Genomic DNA, 12,709 nt, shown 5'->3' on the forward strand with positions numbered 1-12,709 from the left:
TGAGCCTGTTTGACGAACACGTCATCGCCGATCCTCGGAACGGGACACGGTTTGTCCCGTTGATGTGTTATCTCGCCCGCATTGTCACGTCAATCGTGCATCGATTCCATCGTGATAGTGATCTGACGGCCGGCCAAACTTTCGATCTTGGCGGTCATCCCGAGCGGAAGTAAGGCGTAATCTGGGGACAATCCACGTCCGTACACATCCTTGTCGTCAGCAAAATCGACGACATGGTAGGCAAGGCTGACGCGCCCCTCCGAGTCAACCCCTTTGGGGATAATTTCAACTCCCACACCGGCCGCTCGAACGGTTGCCATCAGGCCATCCTCGGCAGTAACCGCGTAACGCTGTCCATCGATTTCGATCCGCATTGTGTACGAGTGCGCCGTTGTGGCGGCGGCTGCCCGCATGCACGTATCGCCTCCATCACCGAGGAGCGAAATCTGTTCGCCGCAAATCTTCAAGATCTGCTGTGCATCCAGGGCATGAGCACCGACAGCGGTCGCCGCTCCTAAACTTGCCAGCGCAAACAAAATAAGCTGTCTCTTCATGGCTCTATCTGTTTCCTACCGATCTTGCTGCAAGATATCGGTTACGGTGATCAATCTGCACCCCAGGGTTAACGGCTGGGATTGCTCGACTCTTAAGCCACTATACCCAGATAATTTCCTCATTCAAGCTGGCGCAATTTGGCCCGCGCGTACTCAGCCCAGGCCTGCACCAGCACAACCAAAATAATGGCCTGATCCGGTGTGTCGCAGTTGTGGGGAGTGTATTCCACCTCAGGACCGATCCAGTCGAGCCGATCGGGTCTGTGCAGCCGGCCGAACGTCTCAGGATCGGCGCCCAGGCTCCCGCCAAACAGGGAATCCGAAATGAAGGCCCTCGGGCATGCCGTTCCCTCGACGAACAGGATCTGGGCCTGCTGTCCCGCTTCATACACGGAACCGCCCACCCTCGCGATTCGCTGGTGGACGTCCGACATCAGGCGCTCGATCTCGATGGCCGGGACCTGAATCTGGATCAGATCGGCCAACGCCTGGGTCAAGACTGAAAAGCAGAAGCCGGCAGTCTTGTTGCCCGGCACGAGATCGAGCCCGTCGATGCGATAGAAGAAGCGGTAATTGTCCATTGAACGGCCTCGCGATAACTCAGTTTGGGCAGTTGGCACCCGCGCCGCAGCGACGGTCTTGTCCGCTTGCTAGGGGCAACTCTCGCCCTATGCGGTCGCCGTGCTGCAGGCGCTGCAGCGGAACGGGTATCCAAAGGCCTGACGGTGGCCCAATCCCGCCTCTTAGTCACGGCCCTACCGTCAAAGCGCCTCCCCAATCAGCTCGCGGCCGGCGCCGTGCGGCTCCCTTGCCCCATCTGGTCCGCCAGCGCCTTCGCGATCGCGGCTGCGCTGAGCCCGCTGCTGCTGGTCGGCAACAGGGTCTCCTGCGCCACCGGGAAGATGATCACGCTGTTCTGCTCGGCGCCGATCTCCTTGAGCGTAGCCAGCGTGCGCAGGGTGATCGCGGCGGGGTTCTTGGCCAGGATATCAGCCGCTTCGCTCAGCTTTTGCGCCGCCTCGTATTCGCCCGAAGCAGTGATCACGCGGGCGCGGCGGCCGCGCTCGGCTTCCGCCTCCTGCGCCATCGCACGGATCATCGTCGCATCGAGATCCACGCTGCGGATTTCGACGTGATCGACGCGGATGCCCCACTCTTTCGAACGCTCCTCGATCGTCGCTTTGAGTGCGTCGTTCAGCTTCGCCTGCTGGGACAGCAGTTCGTCGAGCTTGTGCTGGCCGATCGTCGAACGCAGCGTGATCTGGGCCAGTTGGCTGATCGCGCCCGCATAGTCGCGCAGATCGAGCAGCGCCTTCCTGGCGTCCGTCACCTGGTAGTAGGTGCTCGCATCCACCTTGACCGAAACGTTGTCGCTCGTGATCACGTCCTGCGGATTGATGTTCGTCGCCGTGATCCGGACGTCCACCTTTGACATGGTCTGCAGCATCGGGAGCAGAAGGGTCAGCCCCGGTTCCGCGACGTGGCTGAACTTGCCGAGTGTCAGCACAACGCCGCGCTCGAATTGCCCCACGACGCGCAGGCAGTTCGTCACGAATACGGCGATTGCGATGATCGCGATGATCCACAGGAAATTTCCGGCGATAAATTCGAACATAGATACCTCGACACTCGTTACAGAAAAATGTTTTGCACGTCGGACGTGCAGGTTTAGAACGTTAGGAAGCCTGCGGCCCCCATGTTCCGACGTCGGTACCGGGCAATGCCATGCAACCGTGGCCTGCGCAGTACCCCCAGGAAACGCACCGATGGCACGGGGAGGATGGCGCCGATGAAGCGGCTGGATCGCCGCCGGCTGGCCGTACGGTGCTTTTGCCGCACGGGTCCGACTCGCACGTACCGGTTCCCGCCTGCTCGCCCTCCCCGCTCTGCGGCGCGGCCTTCGCGGTCAGTTTGCCGGAGAAGATGGCGTTGCCTCGCTCCTCAAGCTCTTTCATGAGCGCGTCGAGATCGGGCCAGTTGAAATTAAGACGACACGCGCCGAGCAGGCGGATCACCTCCAGTGCCCACAATGCAGGATCCTCCGGCTTCCAGTCCGCGTGAGCTCGAAGGCACGCGATCACGTCCTTGGTAGAAAGCTGGTCGTGCAGCGCCTTCCAGAGACGTTCGAGATGAACGCGGTTGGTGATACCGTCGTTCGGCGAGAACTCGTCCAGCAGCCTCGCAGCCTGGCGCGTGCGCACATCCTTCCGATCGAATTCCGTGGTGATGTTCAGCAGCCAACGCAGCGCATTGATGCCACCGAAAACACCCCTGGCGAGATCCTTGCGCGATTCGGCGCCGACTTTCGAGGCTTCGTTGACGTTGAACGCGATGAAGTGATCGTGCCCGCCGTTTTCGGGCTGGCATTGGCACGGGCGCCGCGGTGTGTGTTCGCAGTTCACACCCGCCTGGATCAGAGCCGGGGAACAATGCACCCACCGGCCTGCCGGTGCCGCCATCTGCGCGTTCGAGTCGACGAACGGGCGCGGCATCCAGTGCGTCGCTGCCCGGCAGATTTCCGGCTGATCGTCCGGCGATTCGTAGGAGTTCTCGTTGAGCGAGTCCGCTTTCACGTCGAAAAACTGCTCGCCGTTGAAGTCCACGCCCTCGGTGTAGATCAGTACGCGGGGATACCTGTCCGAGTCCGGGAGGCTGTCCGTCAGGCGGCACCATCCTACGCTCAGCGTGCGGTCAGCATCTTCGCTGGCCGTCTCCGGCGCGGTGCTCTCGTAGACTTCAAGCGCGCGGGCGCGCAGCTCGTGATCGTCGTAGGTCTTGGCGATCGCGTACAACGCGCTGCGTGCCTCGGCGAGCAGCGTCACGATGTTGCTATTCGACATGGGGCTCCTTCCGGGGTGGTGGGATTGCCCCGTTCTGCGACCACTCTACCGAACGAGCCTTCCGGTTCAAGTCTCGGCAATCAACCGACCTGGGTTTTACGACCGCGCCGCCACAGCTTGGCGGGAGTTTGGTCGGCGACGGACACGCCGTCTCGTTCCAGTACGCACCGGGTCTTTCCGGTGTCGAGGTCCGTGACCAACCACTTACCCTTGGACAGCGCCGTAACGCGCGTGCGCGGATACCGCGCCTCGATTGAGATGCGGCGCCGCTCGGCGCGAATCGCCATGAAGGTAACAACCGGCCTCGCCAAGATTCCAAGCAGGACGAAAAGCACCGGTGGGCCGACGAGTAAAGCACCAGTAATTTCCAGCGCGGATTTCGTGGAATGCCCCATGTGCGTGGCAAAACCGTACGTGGCAATAGCCTCGGCCAGCCCCCACAGCGCTATGCTTCTAAACATGCCTGACCTCCTGATGGAAAATTGCTTCAGACGGCGAACACGTCGTGCTCGGCCAGGTTTTCGAGGCCGAGCAGCGAGTAATAGGCCTCGTCGACCTCCGCCACATCTGCGCCGATGGAAGTGACCTCGCTGCCGTCGGCCGCGAAGATCGTCGTGTACCCAGTCCCATCGTCCTTGTTGAAGCTGCGCCCACGATAAAAGCAAGCAAGAACCGTCGGCATGCCCGGGTGATCGAACAGCGCGTAGCTGGGCCACGAGTCGATTTGGTCAGCCTGCGCGACAGGCTCTTCCGGATCGCAGGCGTTGAAGATCCGATCCGTTTCATTCCAGACATACAGACGAACAAAGCCGGCTTCACGACTTCCTTCCGGCGCCTGAAGATTCCACCAGTCGCAGAGATAGCGGACAGCCGGATGGGCCTCGTAGTCCTGCTTGTCGCGAGATCGCAGACGGCTTTGCTCGAGGAGGTCGATGGCCACCTCGAGCACTTGGTAGGGACCGGCGACGGTCTGGTTGGCACGCACCGTATCCAGACCCGGTCGCGCGGCGCGCTTGTCGGCCGAGACGCGCGTGCCGTGGAAGTCTGCGACGCTGCGCAGATCCACGCCTGCCAGATGCTTAAGAACCTCGGTGCGCTTCGGATGATCCGGATTGTTCCAGATTCCCCACAGCCATTCGTTGCCGCGGTACAGGAACACGAACTTCTGGCCGACTGAGCTTTCCGGGCTCGATGCGATCGCGTCGTCGAGCGAGGCTGCGTCGATGTCCGATTCCTTCTTCCACGTCCCGTAGGCGTCGTTCGGGTCGAGCCTGCGCAGGATCTCGATGCCTCGTTCGACCTCGTCCGGCTCGACGAACTTGCCGGCGAACGTGACATGGAACGAGGAGCGCATCTCGCGCATTGCGACGCCGGTCACGCGGCCGTCCGGCAGTTCGCGCAGCACGAGTTCCGGATACCCGGGAAATTCTTCGGGAGCGCTGCTCGCCGTATTGGATCCCTGCATGGAATTCTCCAGTGAGGTTTGGGGATTACGAAAGGCTGGACGGGGTATCGTGGGCTTTCCAGCGTGCCATCGGCGCCTTGTCCAGATCCGCCCGTACGTCGAAGATGTTGGCGAACAGCGCATCGGCGAGCGTCTTGCGGAACGTATCCGGGTAACCTTGCCAACCGTGCTCCATGACGGCTTTCTTGACCGCCAGTGCCGGCGTGTACCCTGTTGCGTCGTTCTCGATCCGACCGTCATGGAAGACAAGCGCGATGCTATGCATCCGCAGGTACCTGAGCATCCGGTCTACGAAGTCGGGCACGAGATCCACCAGAGCCTCTTGCCGCAGGCGATTCAACTGTTCAGCGGTCAGGTCTGTGCATGGATCGGTCAGCTTTGCACGGATTGCCATGTTGAGCCGGTTGCGCTCGGCAACGAGTTCGTCGAGACTCTGATCCGGAATGGATTGCTCCACGCTCCGATTCATGCGTCGCTCCCGTAGTAGCCAATCGACTCGTCCATCTTCGGTTCGATGACCGGTTGCCAGTAACCGCCGTAGGCATCGCAGTCGATCGCGGTAGTGATGCCGTATTGGCCGATGCTGACGAAGCACTTCTTGGTGCTTCCGGACCAGAGCACGGACAGCGGCACCGGCCGGGCGTCGAGGTCGCCGGTCCAATGCCAGTACAGGCCCTGCTCTTTCGGCGGTTCCTTCGTCCAGGCGAACGCAGGCACGTCGGCGCTGGCCGTCGCGCGACCGAACTGGACGCCACGCGAAAACCCCGCGCCGAAATCGAATTCGGCTGAATCGCCCGGGTTTGCGCCGTAGTCGCGCAGTGCCATCTTCTGGGCGTCAACGTCGGAACGGATCACTCCGGTCCGCGTGAGCGCCCATGACGGCAAGAACTGCGCACCAGCCGGCAAGCCGTTCGTTTCCATTCCATTACTTGCTTCTGCATTTGACATCGGAACCTCCATCAGATCGTGCCGCCAGTCATGTCTTGTCGTGAGTCGCCGTGGCCATGCCGTTCGTGGTTTATCGATTGCGAATGGTCGACCCGGTTTCGAGGTGCTCCTTCATTTGGTCGAGCAGGAGCCACGCATTTTTGTCGCCGCTCAACCTCGCGTCCTCGCTGTCTACGTCCGGAACATGAAGATCCTTTTCGTACACTTGGCAGAGCCAGCCGCCTGGATACATGGCATAGCCGGTCGCAACGAGCCTGTCGTTGCGGGTCGATATCTCGACGATCTGGCTGAAGTGCTGCGATGTCTCACGTGTCAGCTTCCAGCGGCGCGTGCTCAGGAAGCTTGCATGCGCTTCCTTGAGTTCGAACCCTTGCCCCAGGAAATTGATCGTGAACTGTAAGCCAAGGATGTGCTTGGTCGAGTAGTCCCACCGGCCGAGCGCGACCCGACGCGCAATACCGCGCGGGCTGCAGTTGTGCATGACGTGGTTCATGGTCGTTACTCCGCTAGCGAGGACGAGTTTCGGACGGTCACTCAGCGCAGGTAATGCGGGCGGTGCCTTCGATCTTCACACCGTCGAGCGAACACCTCGGCCGCTCGGTACCGGCCATGTCGCGATTCGCGCCAATGACCTTGGCCTCGGGCGCGCTGGCGGCACTTGCCGCGCCGGCCACACCGGCGGTGGCAGTCACGTCGGGAGCCTTCGGGCCGGTCACAATGACGGCTTGGCGCTGACCTTCCTTCAGGACGATGACGATCGGCGCATCCGCGGGCGTGCGGTACAGGACATACTCCATGCGGCCCTTCTGGGCCACTTCCTGGAATAGCGCCAGCCGATTCTTGCCTTCCTCGTCCTGGAGCAGCACCTGCGGGCGCGGAAGGATGGGGCCGTGACCGAAGACGAGATGGATGCTGCCGTCGGGGCTCGTGACCGCGTTCGGACGCAACTCGTCGGCGCCGGCGATCGCGAAAGTCTGCGGAATCGACTGGCCAGCAGTGCGCTTGACCGGTTCAGCGTTCGCAACGCCGACCACGGCTAGCAGCGCAAAGATGAGGATGCTCTTCATAGATTTCCTTTCCTGATTGGATGGGTTGAATGAATTGCTCTGGTGAACACCGATCAAGCTGACGGCTTGCGCTCGGACACGCGGGTCTCGCTCACGAGCCCCGTGAACAGGCTCCAGCCGATGCCCGCGCATCCGAGGTCGGTTACGCCGCCTTGCGTGCCGACTTGCGCCGGTCCTCGTCGCTTCGCTCCTTGACCCATGCTTCGATTTTCGGCAGCAGCGCGGCCAGATCATCGCCGTACAACCATTCCGTTCCGTAATGGCCCCAGCTGAAACCGTAGCTGCTGCTGTCGTCGCCTTCGAAGTACTCACGCACCGGCGTGGCGACGTTGACGAGTAGCCCCGTCAGGTTCTTGTCCAGCACGTATTCGACGAATTCATCCGTCTCCATCCGAAGCGCCTTCTTGCCGGGAACGCCCACGGCCTTCGCGATCTCGACCAGTTCTTCGTCAATCGCATCGCGGAATGCGGGCGGCAGCGAGTCGTGCTGGGCGATCGCGCCGAGGTGGAATATCCCTTCGAACCGCCAGACGTTTTCACGCGCCGAGCCGGTGATCTGCTCGTTGATGTTCTTGGTCATGGTCTTGTCTCCGCTTCGGATGGAGTTTCGGGGCCGCTTACAGGCCGCCGTTCTGGATCAGGTACTTCAACGCGTCCTGATTGCCGGCCGCTGCCGCGCGACGCATAAGTTCAAAGCCCTTCGCCTTCACCTGAGAAGCCGACATCGACGGATCGATCTTGATCACACGCTCGGGATGGTCGGATCCGCTCATCAGGCGGCCGACCAGGAACATCGCCGTCGGCTCGCCTGCGTCGACCTCCTGCTGGAGCAGGCCCGGATAGTCCTTGCGGAAGTGCAGCGCGAGCCACGTGCCGGCAGCGCGGTTGCCTGCCTGCATCGCAGTCTCCATCGCGGGACGGATTTGCCGGTTTTCGTACGACTTCGACCAGGAGTCGATCGGCCCCTTGAACGGAGAGAGAACGCCGAATACGAGCAAGGCGATCATCCATCCAACAGCCTTAAGCCGTTTCCGCTGAGCCGGATCCGGATTGAGCAGAAATGGGGTGCTCTCCGGCCATGTGAGTGCCGCGGCGAGGTTACGGCGCTCGAGATGCAGTTCCTTGTTACGTTCGTTACGGGTCATCGACTTCTCCGAAAGATCCAAACTTGCGCCCGCTAGCACCTACCGTTCGTACATCAGGCATGGAACTAGCCGACGCCTCCACACAGCATCACTGCTGTTCGGTTGTCAGTCGTTCGCGCGCATCGCTCAGCGTCGCGACCGGGTAGGAAGCGATCTTTCGGTCGGCGGATTCGAGCCAGACACGGATCAGGTGCGTGGCGACCTTTGCGTCGTGCATGCTGATCCCCTCGAAATGCCCCGGATCGATCGCATCCTCGAAAACCGCATCACGCGAGCCAAACGCCCACATCAGCTTCGACCTGCGCTCGCGGGCCAGCCAGAAGGTCCAGACCTCCCCTTCCGCCTCAGCCATGTCGAATTGCGCACAGACTCCCGCCGGAAGTTCCTCGAGCGCGGCGGTCAGTTCCTCGATCGCCGCTTCGAATGCTTCCATCGCCAACTGGCTGACCTGCTCATAGATGTAGGCTGGCTCAATCGGCTGGATGATCCTGCCCCACGCCCGCCTCAGTTCCTGACGGGAAATTTCCGGCATGATGCTCCCCACGGCTGAACACGTCGACGCACGAGCGCGCAAACGACGCGGCAGGCTGGTCATAGACCCTTCTCTGCCTCGTAGCCGAACATTCTAGGGAGATCGATTCTTGTCAGGAATCTTGAATCGTGACCTATCAGGGATGTCTTTTCGTGGGATTTGCGCCCAATAGCCCTTGGGCCGCGTCAAGCACAGCCAGGTCTCGGCCTTCCGCGCCATGCGCACGGTGCCATACGATATCGCCGGATAAGACCGGCAAGTTCTCGATCGAGGCTCGGAAGAATCGGCCTGCGTGTCAGGCGGCGAGCGCGATCACGAGTGGATTCCCGGACGCGGTCGCGGCGCCGGGATTTTTCCGTTCGAGCGAGCTCGCCGTACGCCGGCCGCGGCTCGACGCGATATCGCGGGCGATGCTCTTCGAGAGGTGAATGCCCCAACCCATGTCGCGGAACAGTTCCTCGCGATCGGCAAGTTCATCCTTGCGAATCTCGATGATGCGGGCCATCTCCTGGCCGATGTCCTTGCGCATCCACTGGAGCGCGTAGCGGCCGTTCTCGCGGATCATTCGGCGGGCGATGCGATACTGGTTCTTGTTCATGGTCGGGACTCGCTGGAAGGGATCGTACTTGTTCGCGGTCAGCTACGGCCGGCTGCGGCCACACGTGCAGCCGTCTTGAACGCGCCGAAGGATTCCTGCAGGTTGGCCTGCCAGGCGCTGGTCGCGCGGCTTTCGCAGAAAACGACACCTTGCTCGATCGCGTAATCGAAATGCGAGCCGAGAACACGGCGAGCGATCTCCTCGCTCATTTCCTCGTGCCAGTAGCAGACCTGTTTGGACATCGCTGTTTTCCCCGTGATTGGCAGCAGTACGCTTGCGTGACCAATACTAGCGATGTCATCTTTCGTTTCAAGCCAGCACGTAGATCTTCCCTAAGCGCTCCTCCTGGACGCCCACAGGTCTATTGCTTGCCTATCCGCCATTTTGGAACTCGTCGTGGGCGGCCACAACGAACGCTGCGATCGCAGCATCACCCTGAAAATGGCCAATGCGCAAGCCATTCTCGGATCCGTCATCGGAAAAAATCTCGCCGGCGCAATTCGAGCGCCATGGAAGCGTACGGACGTCCTCGGCGATCGCCAAGTGTAAAAATTTGATCGTCGCTTCAACGGTCATAGCAACCGCTCTTCGCGAGCAACGCTTCAACACAACGAGGGCACAGATCGAGGGGCTGGTCGAACAGTTCCTCGAACGCAATTCTCTGATCATCCTTGCTCCAATCCCATCGTTCCGCGCAGAGGGGATGGTCGTAATAGCCGCTGAATCCGCCGTCCACCTCTTCTGCGACATGGAGCACACCGCCGGCTTTTAGGAAGCAGCGCCGATTCTCTTCGAATCTTCTGCTGAGCGGGTACAGGAGTCGATCGTCCGTTGCCAACCCGAACTGCGGCTCGCCATAAATTTCTCCGTTCGCGGAAAAACTACGCCCGTGAGCCAATACCTTGCGAATCACCCGCACGATGGTGCTGCGCTTCGGAACGGCTGCATCCAACGCTTTCCCGCTTTCGTCCCGGTCATAGACGCGCCACGCCGCGGCTGGCTCGGCAAAAAGCGGCGGCATAGACCATCCTGACGTGTCGCAATGAATAAAGAACCGGTTTGGCTCTTTGGCGTTGACTCCATATTCAACGCGACCCAATATGCGTCCCATATAGTTCTCCGATTGGTTTCAACCTAGTGTGGTGTGATGTGCGCGGAGGGCGTTATCGTCGCACGTCATCGTTCAAGCCGAGATTTCCATCTGCAACTCCCCCCTTTCTTGGCTCGCCTATATTGCGTTCTCGCACGTTCCGGCAATAGGTACGGGCGACACCAGCGTGGCGATCAGAGCGTACCCCGGATACTGCGTTTGCGCGCTCTTGATGAAGGTCTGAAGCGCGGCGCCACCATCGTCAGCCGTCAAAATCGCCTGAATCGGTTTGATGACGTCGGTGCTGCCGTTCTTCCGCAGCACCCCAGACACCATAAAGCGGGTCGGCTGACGAACATGCCAGCCAATACGAATCGATCGGCCACCGTAACCTTCCGCGAGAGCTGCCGTAGAAATCACAAGCAAGGTCGCGACGACCACCCCCTTGAACACCGCACGCATGTCGTTTTTCCCTTCAATCAAGTTGCATTGATCACAATCAGCGTGGCAATGCCCGAGATCCCCGCGTACAAGAGGGCGTTGGCAAATGCTGCCGCAATTGCCTTCCCATAGCCTGCGCTTCCGTCCTTCCATTTGTTCAGCAACATGCTTTTTCTTGTTCCGCGCATCAGCCTTGGCTCGGAACCAGCTTCCACCCACTGGCCGGGTCCATCAGCAAATCGTTCGCGTGTACGCAGGCCTCCGGTGTCAGCAGTTGCATGCGAATAACGCCCGGCTGAGGATTTCTCACCTGGCATTCGACGATATCGCCCACCCGGGCAAACTGAGTCAGATCCATATCGCTTTTCCCTTGCCCCTTCCAGGTGCGCTCCCACGTTGTCGGGCAATGCTTGACCAGCTCGGCAACAATCGATCGGATGTTGCCATGATCGCGGCACCGATCAACACCGCTTCCCGGGATGCAGCGGATTTCCGGAATGCCATCCAGGCTACCGGCGAACAAGCCAACATAGTCAGCCTGGATCAGCACTCGACGTTGCAATTCTTCGCGGCTCATGCCTTTGACCTCGGCCACGAAATCCCCGCGAACATGCGTCAACTTCGTGGCAAGCTCCTCGATCCAGTCGTTCTCCGGTTCTCCCATTTCTCTTCCGTTCAATCACTAGATGTCGTCGTCGCGCTCCGCGAGCACGACGTGCTTCACGCCGGCAGCCTGCTCGATGTTCTCCAGGCTGACGGACGGGCGGTTTACGCAGTTGCCGGGAATCTGGTGCTCTTCGCGCCAAAACGTGCCAGTCGTCGTTCTTCGAAAGACCCGATCGGAGATTTGCGCACGAGTACCCGGGGCATAGTCCTGTAGGCGCATCAAGCCTCCCGAGCCAGAAAAAGGTCGACATCGACGCCTGCATCGCGCAGCAGACCCGTACCCTCTTCGGTATCGATTCCGACCGCAGCTTCAACATATTCGGCATTGGTCGCGATCATCTGCACCCGACCATCCGGCATAACCTCGACGATCATCTCGGTCGATTCGAAAATCGTCTCGTGATCGATCGCATGCGTGCGCATGTACGGCATATCGGTTACGCGGAGCTTCTTCGTGTAGAAGGTGCCCTGCTGATCGGGGTATTCCACGGGAGCAAACCCGGATGCCTTGAGAACCTTGATGTTCATGATTCGTAGTCCCTTGATCGTTATTTCTGACGCTCGAGCGAATAGAGCTTCACCGGGTTCTTGACGGCCAGGTCGTTCATCTCCTTCCGCGCCGCCCTTTCCGGCTTCCAGGCGCAGCCGATATCGACGGCCACCCGGCCCTCTCCCTTCCACACGGTCTCGACGACTCGATAGAGCTTCTGGGCCATCGTCAGGCGGCCCCGCCAACGAGCACCCAGCCCTTGGACGTCGACCGGATTTTCTCAGCCTTGCGAAGTGCCTGCAGGCGTCGATCGATGATGCGCCAACCCGGCGCGCTGCTTTTCCCGTGTCTGGCTTCTGCCTTCTCGATCTGCGCAAGGCGTTCGCCTTCGGCGCTGATCGCGGGATTCGCACTGATCAGAAAAAACGGCACCGGGGTGGCCGGCGTCAAAAGCCCTGGTGCCGGCGTTGCACCAATCCGTTCCAGAATGAGTTGGTCCAGCGTTTCGTACTTGCTCATGTGATCATCAGTCGTCGCCGCGCGAAGTCGTCCCCACCAGGACGGCGACCGCCTCGTCTTTCGTTTTGAACCCCGGGCCCAGCAGCATGGCTGCACGGGTGCCGCGACCCAGCGTAATCGTGCAGCCTGCCTGCTTCGCAAACCAGCGCCACCGATCGGCCTTCACTTGCGGCGCCGTGATCTTGCTCACGACGACCTTGACCTTCTCGCGCCAGATTTCCCCGATGGCGTTTTCGCCCACGTGGACCTGCTGATGCGCAGACTTCTCGCTCCCAGAGACTTTCGTCAACCTCGTAGTCATGGTTAGCTTCTCCCTCTATCGATGCCAATTCTAGCGACGCAGCCCAACGGTTC

25 protein-coding genes are annotated in these 12,709 nt (G+C 60.6%); all 25 read right to left on the reverse strand.

Annotation, left to right across the window (positions count from 1 at the left end; genetic code table 11):
- Positions 1–89: 89 nt before the first annotated feature.
- The gene (locus tag ACN8ZM_RS39140; protein ID WP_089454777.1) at positions 90–554 is read right to left on the reverse strand and encodes a hypothetical protein; all 465 of its coding nucleotides are present in this window, start codon (positions 552–554) and stop codon (positions 90–92) included.
- 119 nt (positions 555–673) lie between these two features.
- Positions 674–1,135, reverse strand: a complete 462-nt coding sequence (locus ACN8ZM_RS39145) for a hypothetical protein (protein ID WP_089454776.1) — start codon at positions 1,133–1,135, stop codon at positions 674–676.
- A gap of 197 nt (positions 1,136–1,332) precedes the next feature.
- A complete protein-coding gene (locus ACN8ZM_RS39150; protein ID WP_175023355.1) occupies positions 1,333–2,106 on the reverse strand; it encodes a slipin family protein in 774 nt (257 codons plus the stop codon).
- A 124-nt stretch (positions 2,107–2,230) separates the two neighbouring features.
- Positions 2,231–3,394, reverse strand: a complete 1,164-nt coding sequence (locus tag ACN8ZM_RS39155) for a hypothetical protein (protein ID WP_089454774.1) — start codon at positions 3,392–3,394, stop codon at positions 2,231–2,233.
- 80 nt (positions 3,395–3,474) lie between these two features.
- Complete coding sequence (locus ACN8ZM_RS39160) at positions 3,475–3,855, reverse strand: hypothetical protein (protein WP_089454773.1); 381 nt, start codon at positions 3,853–3,855, stop codon at positions 3,475–3,477.
- A gap of 26 nt (positions 3,856–3,881) precedes the next feature.
- Positions 3,882–4,859, reverse strand: coding sequence for a hypothetical protein (locus ACN8ZM_RS39165; RefSeq protein WP_089454772.1), 978 nt, complete (start codon positions 4,857–4,859; stop codon positions 3,882–3,884).
- A 25-nt stretch (positions 4,860–4,884) separates the two neighbouring features.
- Entirely contained in the window at positions 4,885–5,328 is a 444-nt protein-coding gene (locus ACN8ZM_RS39170; RefSeq protein ID WP_089454771.1) for a hypothetical protein, read from the reverse strand.
- Positions 5,325–5,807, reverse strand: coding sequence for a hypothetical protein (locus ACN8ZM_RS39175; RefSeq protein ID WP_212159554.1), 483 nt, complete (start codon positions 5,805–5,807; stop codon positions 5,325–5,327). Before ACN8ZM_RS39175 ends, ACN8ZM_RS39170 begins: the two co-directional genes overlap by 4 nt.
- A gap of 70 nt (positions 5,808–5,877) precedes the next feature.
- Positions 5,878–6,300, reverse strand: a complete 423-nt coding sequence (locus ACN8ZM_RS39180) for a hypothetical protein (protein WP_137962562.1) — start codon at positions 6,298–6,300, stop codon at positions 5,878–5,880.
- Between the two features lie 37 nt (positions 6,301–6,337).
- Positions 6,338–6,874 carry a hypothetical protein gene (locus tag ACN8ZM_RS39185; protein ID WP_089454768.1) on the reverse strand — a complete coding sequence of 179 codons (537 nt, stop codon included), beginning with the start codon at positions 6,872–6,874 and terminating at the stop codon, positions 6,338–6,340.
- A gap of 142 nt (positions 6,875–7,016) precedes the next feature.
- Complete coding sequence (locus tag ACN8ZM_RS39190; RefSeq protein ID WP_089454767.1) at positions 7,017–7,454, reverse strand: hypothetical protein; 438 nt, start codon at positions 7,452–7,454, stop codon at positions 7,017–7,019.
- Positions 7,455–7,491: 37 nt separating this feature from the next.
- Positions 7,492–8,019, reverse strand: coding sequence for a hypothetical protein (locus ACN8ZM_RS39195; RefSeq protein WP_089454788.1), 528 nt, complete (start codon positions 8,017–8,019; stop codon positions 7,492–7,494).
- 88 nt (positions 8,020–8,107) lie between these two features.
- Entirely contained in the window at positions 8,108–8,614 is a 507-nt protein-coding gene (locus ACN8ZM_RS39200) for a hypothetical protein (RefSeq protein WP_137962563.1), read from the reverse strand.
- Positions 8,615–8,846: 232 nt separating this feature from the next.
- Positions 8,847–9,149: a hypothetical protein gene (locus ACN8ZM_RS39205; RefSeq protein ID WP_089454765.1), complete on the reverse strand. Its 303-nt coding sequence runs from the start codon at positions 9,147–9,149 to the stop codon at positions 8,847–8,849.
- 38 nt (positions 9,150–9,187) lie between these two features.
- Positions 9,188–9,391: a hypothetical protein gene (locus ACN8ZM_RS39210; protein ID WP_137962564.1), complete on the reverse strand. Its 204-nt coding sequence runs from the start codon at positions 9,389–9,391 to the stop codon at positions 9,188–9,190.
- 130 nt (positions 9,392–9,521) lie between these two features.
- A complete protein-coding gene (locus ACN8ZM_RS39215) occupies positions 9,522–9,725 on the reverse strand; it encodes a hypothetical protein (protein WP_089454764.1) in 204 nt (67 codons plus the stop codon).
- Complete coding sequence (locus ACN8ZM_RS39220; RefSeq protein ID WP_137962565.1) at positions 9,715–10,260, reverse strand: hypothetical protein; 546 nt, start codon at positions 10,258–10,260, stop codon at positions 9,715–9,717. The genes ACN8ZM_RS39215 and ACN8ZM_RS39220 overlap by 11 nt, the downstream gene beginning before the upstream one ends.
- A 117-nt stretch (positions 10,261–10,377) precedes the next feature.
- On the reverse strand, positions 10,378–10,722 hold the full coding sequence (locus tag ACN8ZM_RS39225; RefSeq protein ID WP_235996072.1) for a hypothetical protein: 345 nt from the start codon (positions 10,720–10,722) through the stop codon (positions 10,378–10,380).
- Positions 10,719–10,847: a hypothetical protein gene (locus tag ACN8ZM_RS39230; protein ID WP_265328604.1), complete on the reverse strand. Its 129-nt coding sequence runs from the start codon at positions 10,845–10,847 to the stop codon at positions 10,719–10,721. The genes ACN8ZM_RS39225 and ACN8ZM_RS39230 overlap by 4 nt, the downstream gene beginning before the upstream one ends.
- A gap of 20 nt (positions 10,848–10,867) precedes the next feature.
- Positions 10,868–11,344 carry a hypothetical protein gene (locus ACN8ZM_RS39235; protein WP_089454762.1) on the reverse strand — a complete coding sequence of 159 codons (477 nt, stop codon included), beginning with the start codon at positions 11,342–11,344 and terminating at the stop codon, positions 10,868–10,870.
- Between the two features lie 18 nt (positions 11,345–11,362).
- The gene (locus ACN8ZM_RS39240; RefSeq protein ID WP_089454761.1) at positions 11,363–11,566 is read right to left on the reverse strand and encodes a hypothetical protein; all 204 of its coding nucleotides are present in this window, start codon (positions 11,564–11,566) and stop codon (positions 11,363–11,365) included.
- Positions 11,566–11,874 (reverse strand): hypothetical protein, encoded by a 309-nt coding sequence (locus ACN8ZM_RS39245; RefSeq protein WP_089454760.1) that lies wholly within the window; start codon positions 11,872–11,874, stop codon positions 11,566–11,568. The genes ACN8ZM_RS39240 and ACN8ZM_RS39245 overlap by 1 nt, the downstream gene beginning before the upstream one ends.
- Before the next feature lie 20 nt (positions 11,875–11,894).
- Positions 11,895–12,062: a hypothetical protein gene (locus ACN8ZM_RS39250; RefSeq protein WP_171030069.1), complete on the reverse strand. Its 168-nt coding sequence runs from the start codon at positions 12,060–12,062 to the stop codon at positions 11,895–11,897.
- A 2-nt stretch (positions 12,063–12,064) separates the two neighbouring features.
- The gene (locus ACN8ZM_RS39255; protein ID WP_089454759.1) at positions 12,065–12,355 is read right to left on the reverse strand and encodes a hypothetical protein; all 291 of its coding nucleotides are present in this window, start codon (positions 12,353–12,355) and stop codon (positions 12,065–12,067) included.
- A 7-nt stretch (positions 12,356–12,362) separates the two neighbouring features.
- Entirely contained in the window at positions 12,363–12,656 is a 294-nt protein-coding gene (locus tag ACN8ZM_RS39260) for a hypothetical protein (protein WP_137962566.1), read from the reverse strand.
- Positions 12,657–12,709: the final 53 nt, after the last annotated feature.

This window comes from Burkholderia aenigmatica, assembly GCF_048627025.1.
GTDB lineage: Bacteria > Pseudomonadota > Gammaproteobacteria > Burkholderiales > Burkholderiaceae > Burkholderia > Burkholderia aenigmatica.

What these genes read in the sequence shown, in the direction of transcription:
- ACN8ZM_RS39140 (WP_089454777.1), bottom strand. Translation starts at nt 554, where the DNA reads ATGAAGAGACAGCTTATTTTGTTTGCGCTGGCAAGTTTAGGAGCGGCG.
- ACN8ZM_RS39145 (WP_089454776.1), bottom strand. Translation starts at nt 1,135, where the DNA reads ATGGACAATTACCGCTTCTTCTATCGCATCGACGGGCTCGATCTCGTG.
- ACN8ZM_RS39155 (WP_089454774.1), bottom strand. Translation starts at nt 3,394, where the DNA reads ATGTCGAATAGCAACATCGTGACGCTGCTCGCCGAGGCACGCAGCGCG.
- ACN8ZM_RS39160 (WP_089454773.1), bottom strand. Translation starts at nt 3,855, where the DNA reads ATGTTTAGAAGCATAGCGCTGTGGGGGCTGGCCGAGGCTATTGCCACG.
- ACN8ZM_RS39165 (WP_089454772.1), bottom strand. Translation starts at nt 4,859, where the DNA reads ATGCAGGGATCCAATACGGCGAGCAGCGCTCCCGAAGAATTTCCCGGG.
- ACN8ZM_RS39170 (WP_089454771.1), bottom strand. Translation starts at nt 5,328, where the DNA reads ATGAATCGGAGCGTGGAGCAATCCATTCCGGATCAGAGTCTCGACGAA.
- ACN8ZM_RS39175 (WP_212159554.1), bottom strand. Translation starts at nt 5,807, where the DNA reads ATGTCAAATGCAGAAGCAAGTAATGGAATGGAAACGAACGGCTTGCCG.
- ACN8ZM_RS39180 (WP_137962562.1), bottom strand. Translation starts at nt 6,300, where the DNA reads ATGAACCACGTCATGCACAACTGCAGCCCGCGCGGTATTGCGCGTCGG.
- ACN8ZM_RS39185 (WP_089454768.1), bottom strand. Translation starts at nt 6,874, where the DNA reads ATGAAGAGCATCCTCATCTTTGCGCTGCTAGCCGTGGTCGGCGTTGCG.
- ACN8ZM_RS39190 (WP_089454767.1), bottom strand. Translation starts at nt 7,454, where the DNA reads ATGACCAAGAACATCAACGAGCAGATCACCGGCTCGGCGCGTGAAAAC.
- ACN8ZM_RS39195 (WP_089454788.1), bottom strand. Translation starts at nt 8,019, where the DNA reads ATGACCCGTAACGAACGTAACAAGGAACTGCATCTCGAGCGCCGTAAC.
- ACN8ZM_RS39200 (WP_137962563.1), bottom strand. Translation starts at nt 8,614, where the DNA reads ATGACCAGCCTGCCGCGTCGTTTGCGCGCTCGTGCGTCGACGTGTTCA.
- ACN8ZM_RS39205 (WP_089454765.1), bottom strand. Translation starts at nt 9,149, where the DNA reads ATGAACAAGAACCAGTATCGCATCGCCCGCCGAATGATCCGCGAGAAC.
- ACN8ZM_RS39210 (WP_137962564.1), bottom strand. Translation starts at nt 9,391, where the DNA reads ATGTCCAAACAGGTCTGCTACTGGCACGAGGAAATGAGCGAGGAGATC.
- ACN8ZM_RS39215 (WP_089454764.1), bottom strand. Translation starts at nt 9,725, where the DNA reads ATGACCGTTGAAGCGACGATCAAATTTTTACACTTGGCGATCGCCGAG.
- ACN8ZM_RS39220 (WP_137962565.1), bottom strand. Translation starts at nt 10,260, where the DNA reads ATGGGACGCATATTGGGTCGCGTTGAATATGGAGTCAACGCCAAAGAG.
- ACN8ZM_RS39230 (WP_265328604.1), bottom strand. Translation starts at nt 10,847, where the DNA reads ATGTTGCTGAACAAATGGAAGGACGGAAGCGCAGGCTATGGGAAGGCA.
- ACN8ZM_RS39235 (WP_089454762.1), bottom strand. Translation starts at nt 11,344, where the DNA reads ATGGGAGAACCGGAGAACGACTGGATCGAGGAGCTTGCCACGAAGTTG.
- ACN8ZM_RS39240 (WP_089454761.1), bottom strand. Translation starts at nt 11,566, where the DNA reads ATGCGCCTACAGGACTATGCCCCGGGTACTCGTGCGCAAATCTCCGAT.
- ACN8ZM_RS39245 (WP_089454760.1), bottom strand. Translation starts at nt 11,874, where the DNA reads ATGAACATCAAGGTTCTCAAGGCATCCGGGTTTGCTCCCGTGGAATAC.
- ACN8ZM_RS39250 (WP_171030069.1), bottom strand. Translation starts at nt 12,062, where the DNA reads ATGGCCCAGAAGCTCTATCGAGTCGTCGAGACCGTGTGGAAGGGAGAG.
- ACN8ZM_RS39255 (WP_089454759.1), bottom strand. Translation starts at nt 12,355, where the DNA reads ATGAGCAAGTACGAAACGCTGGACCAACTCATTCTGGAACGGATTGGT.
- ACN8ZM_RS39260 (WP_137962566.1), bottom strand. Translation starts at nt 12,656, where the DNA reads ATGACTACGAGGTTGACGAAAGTCTCTGGGAGCGAGAAGTCTGCGCAT.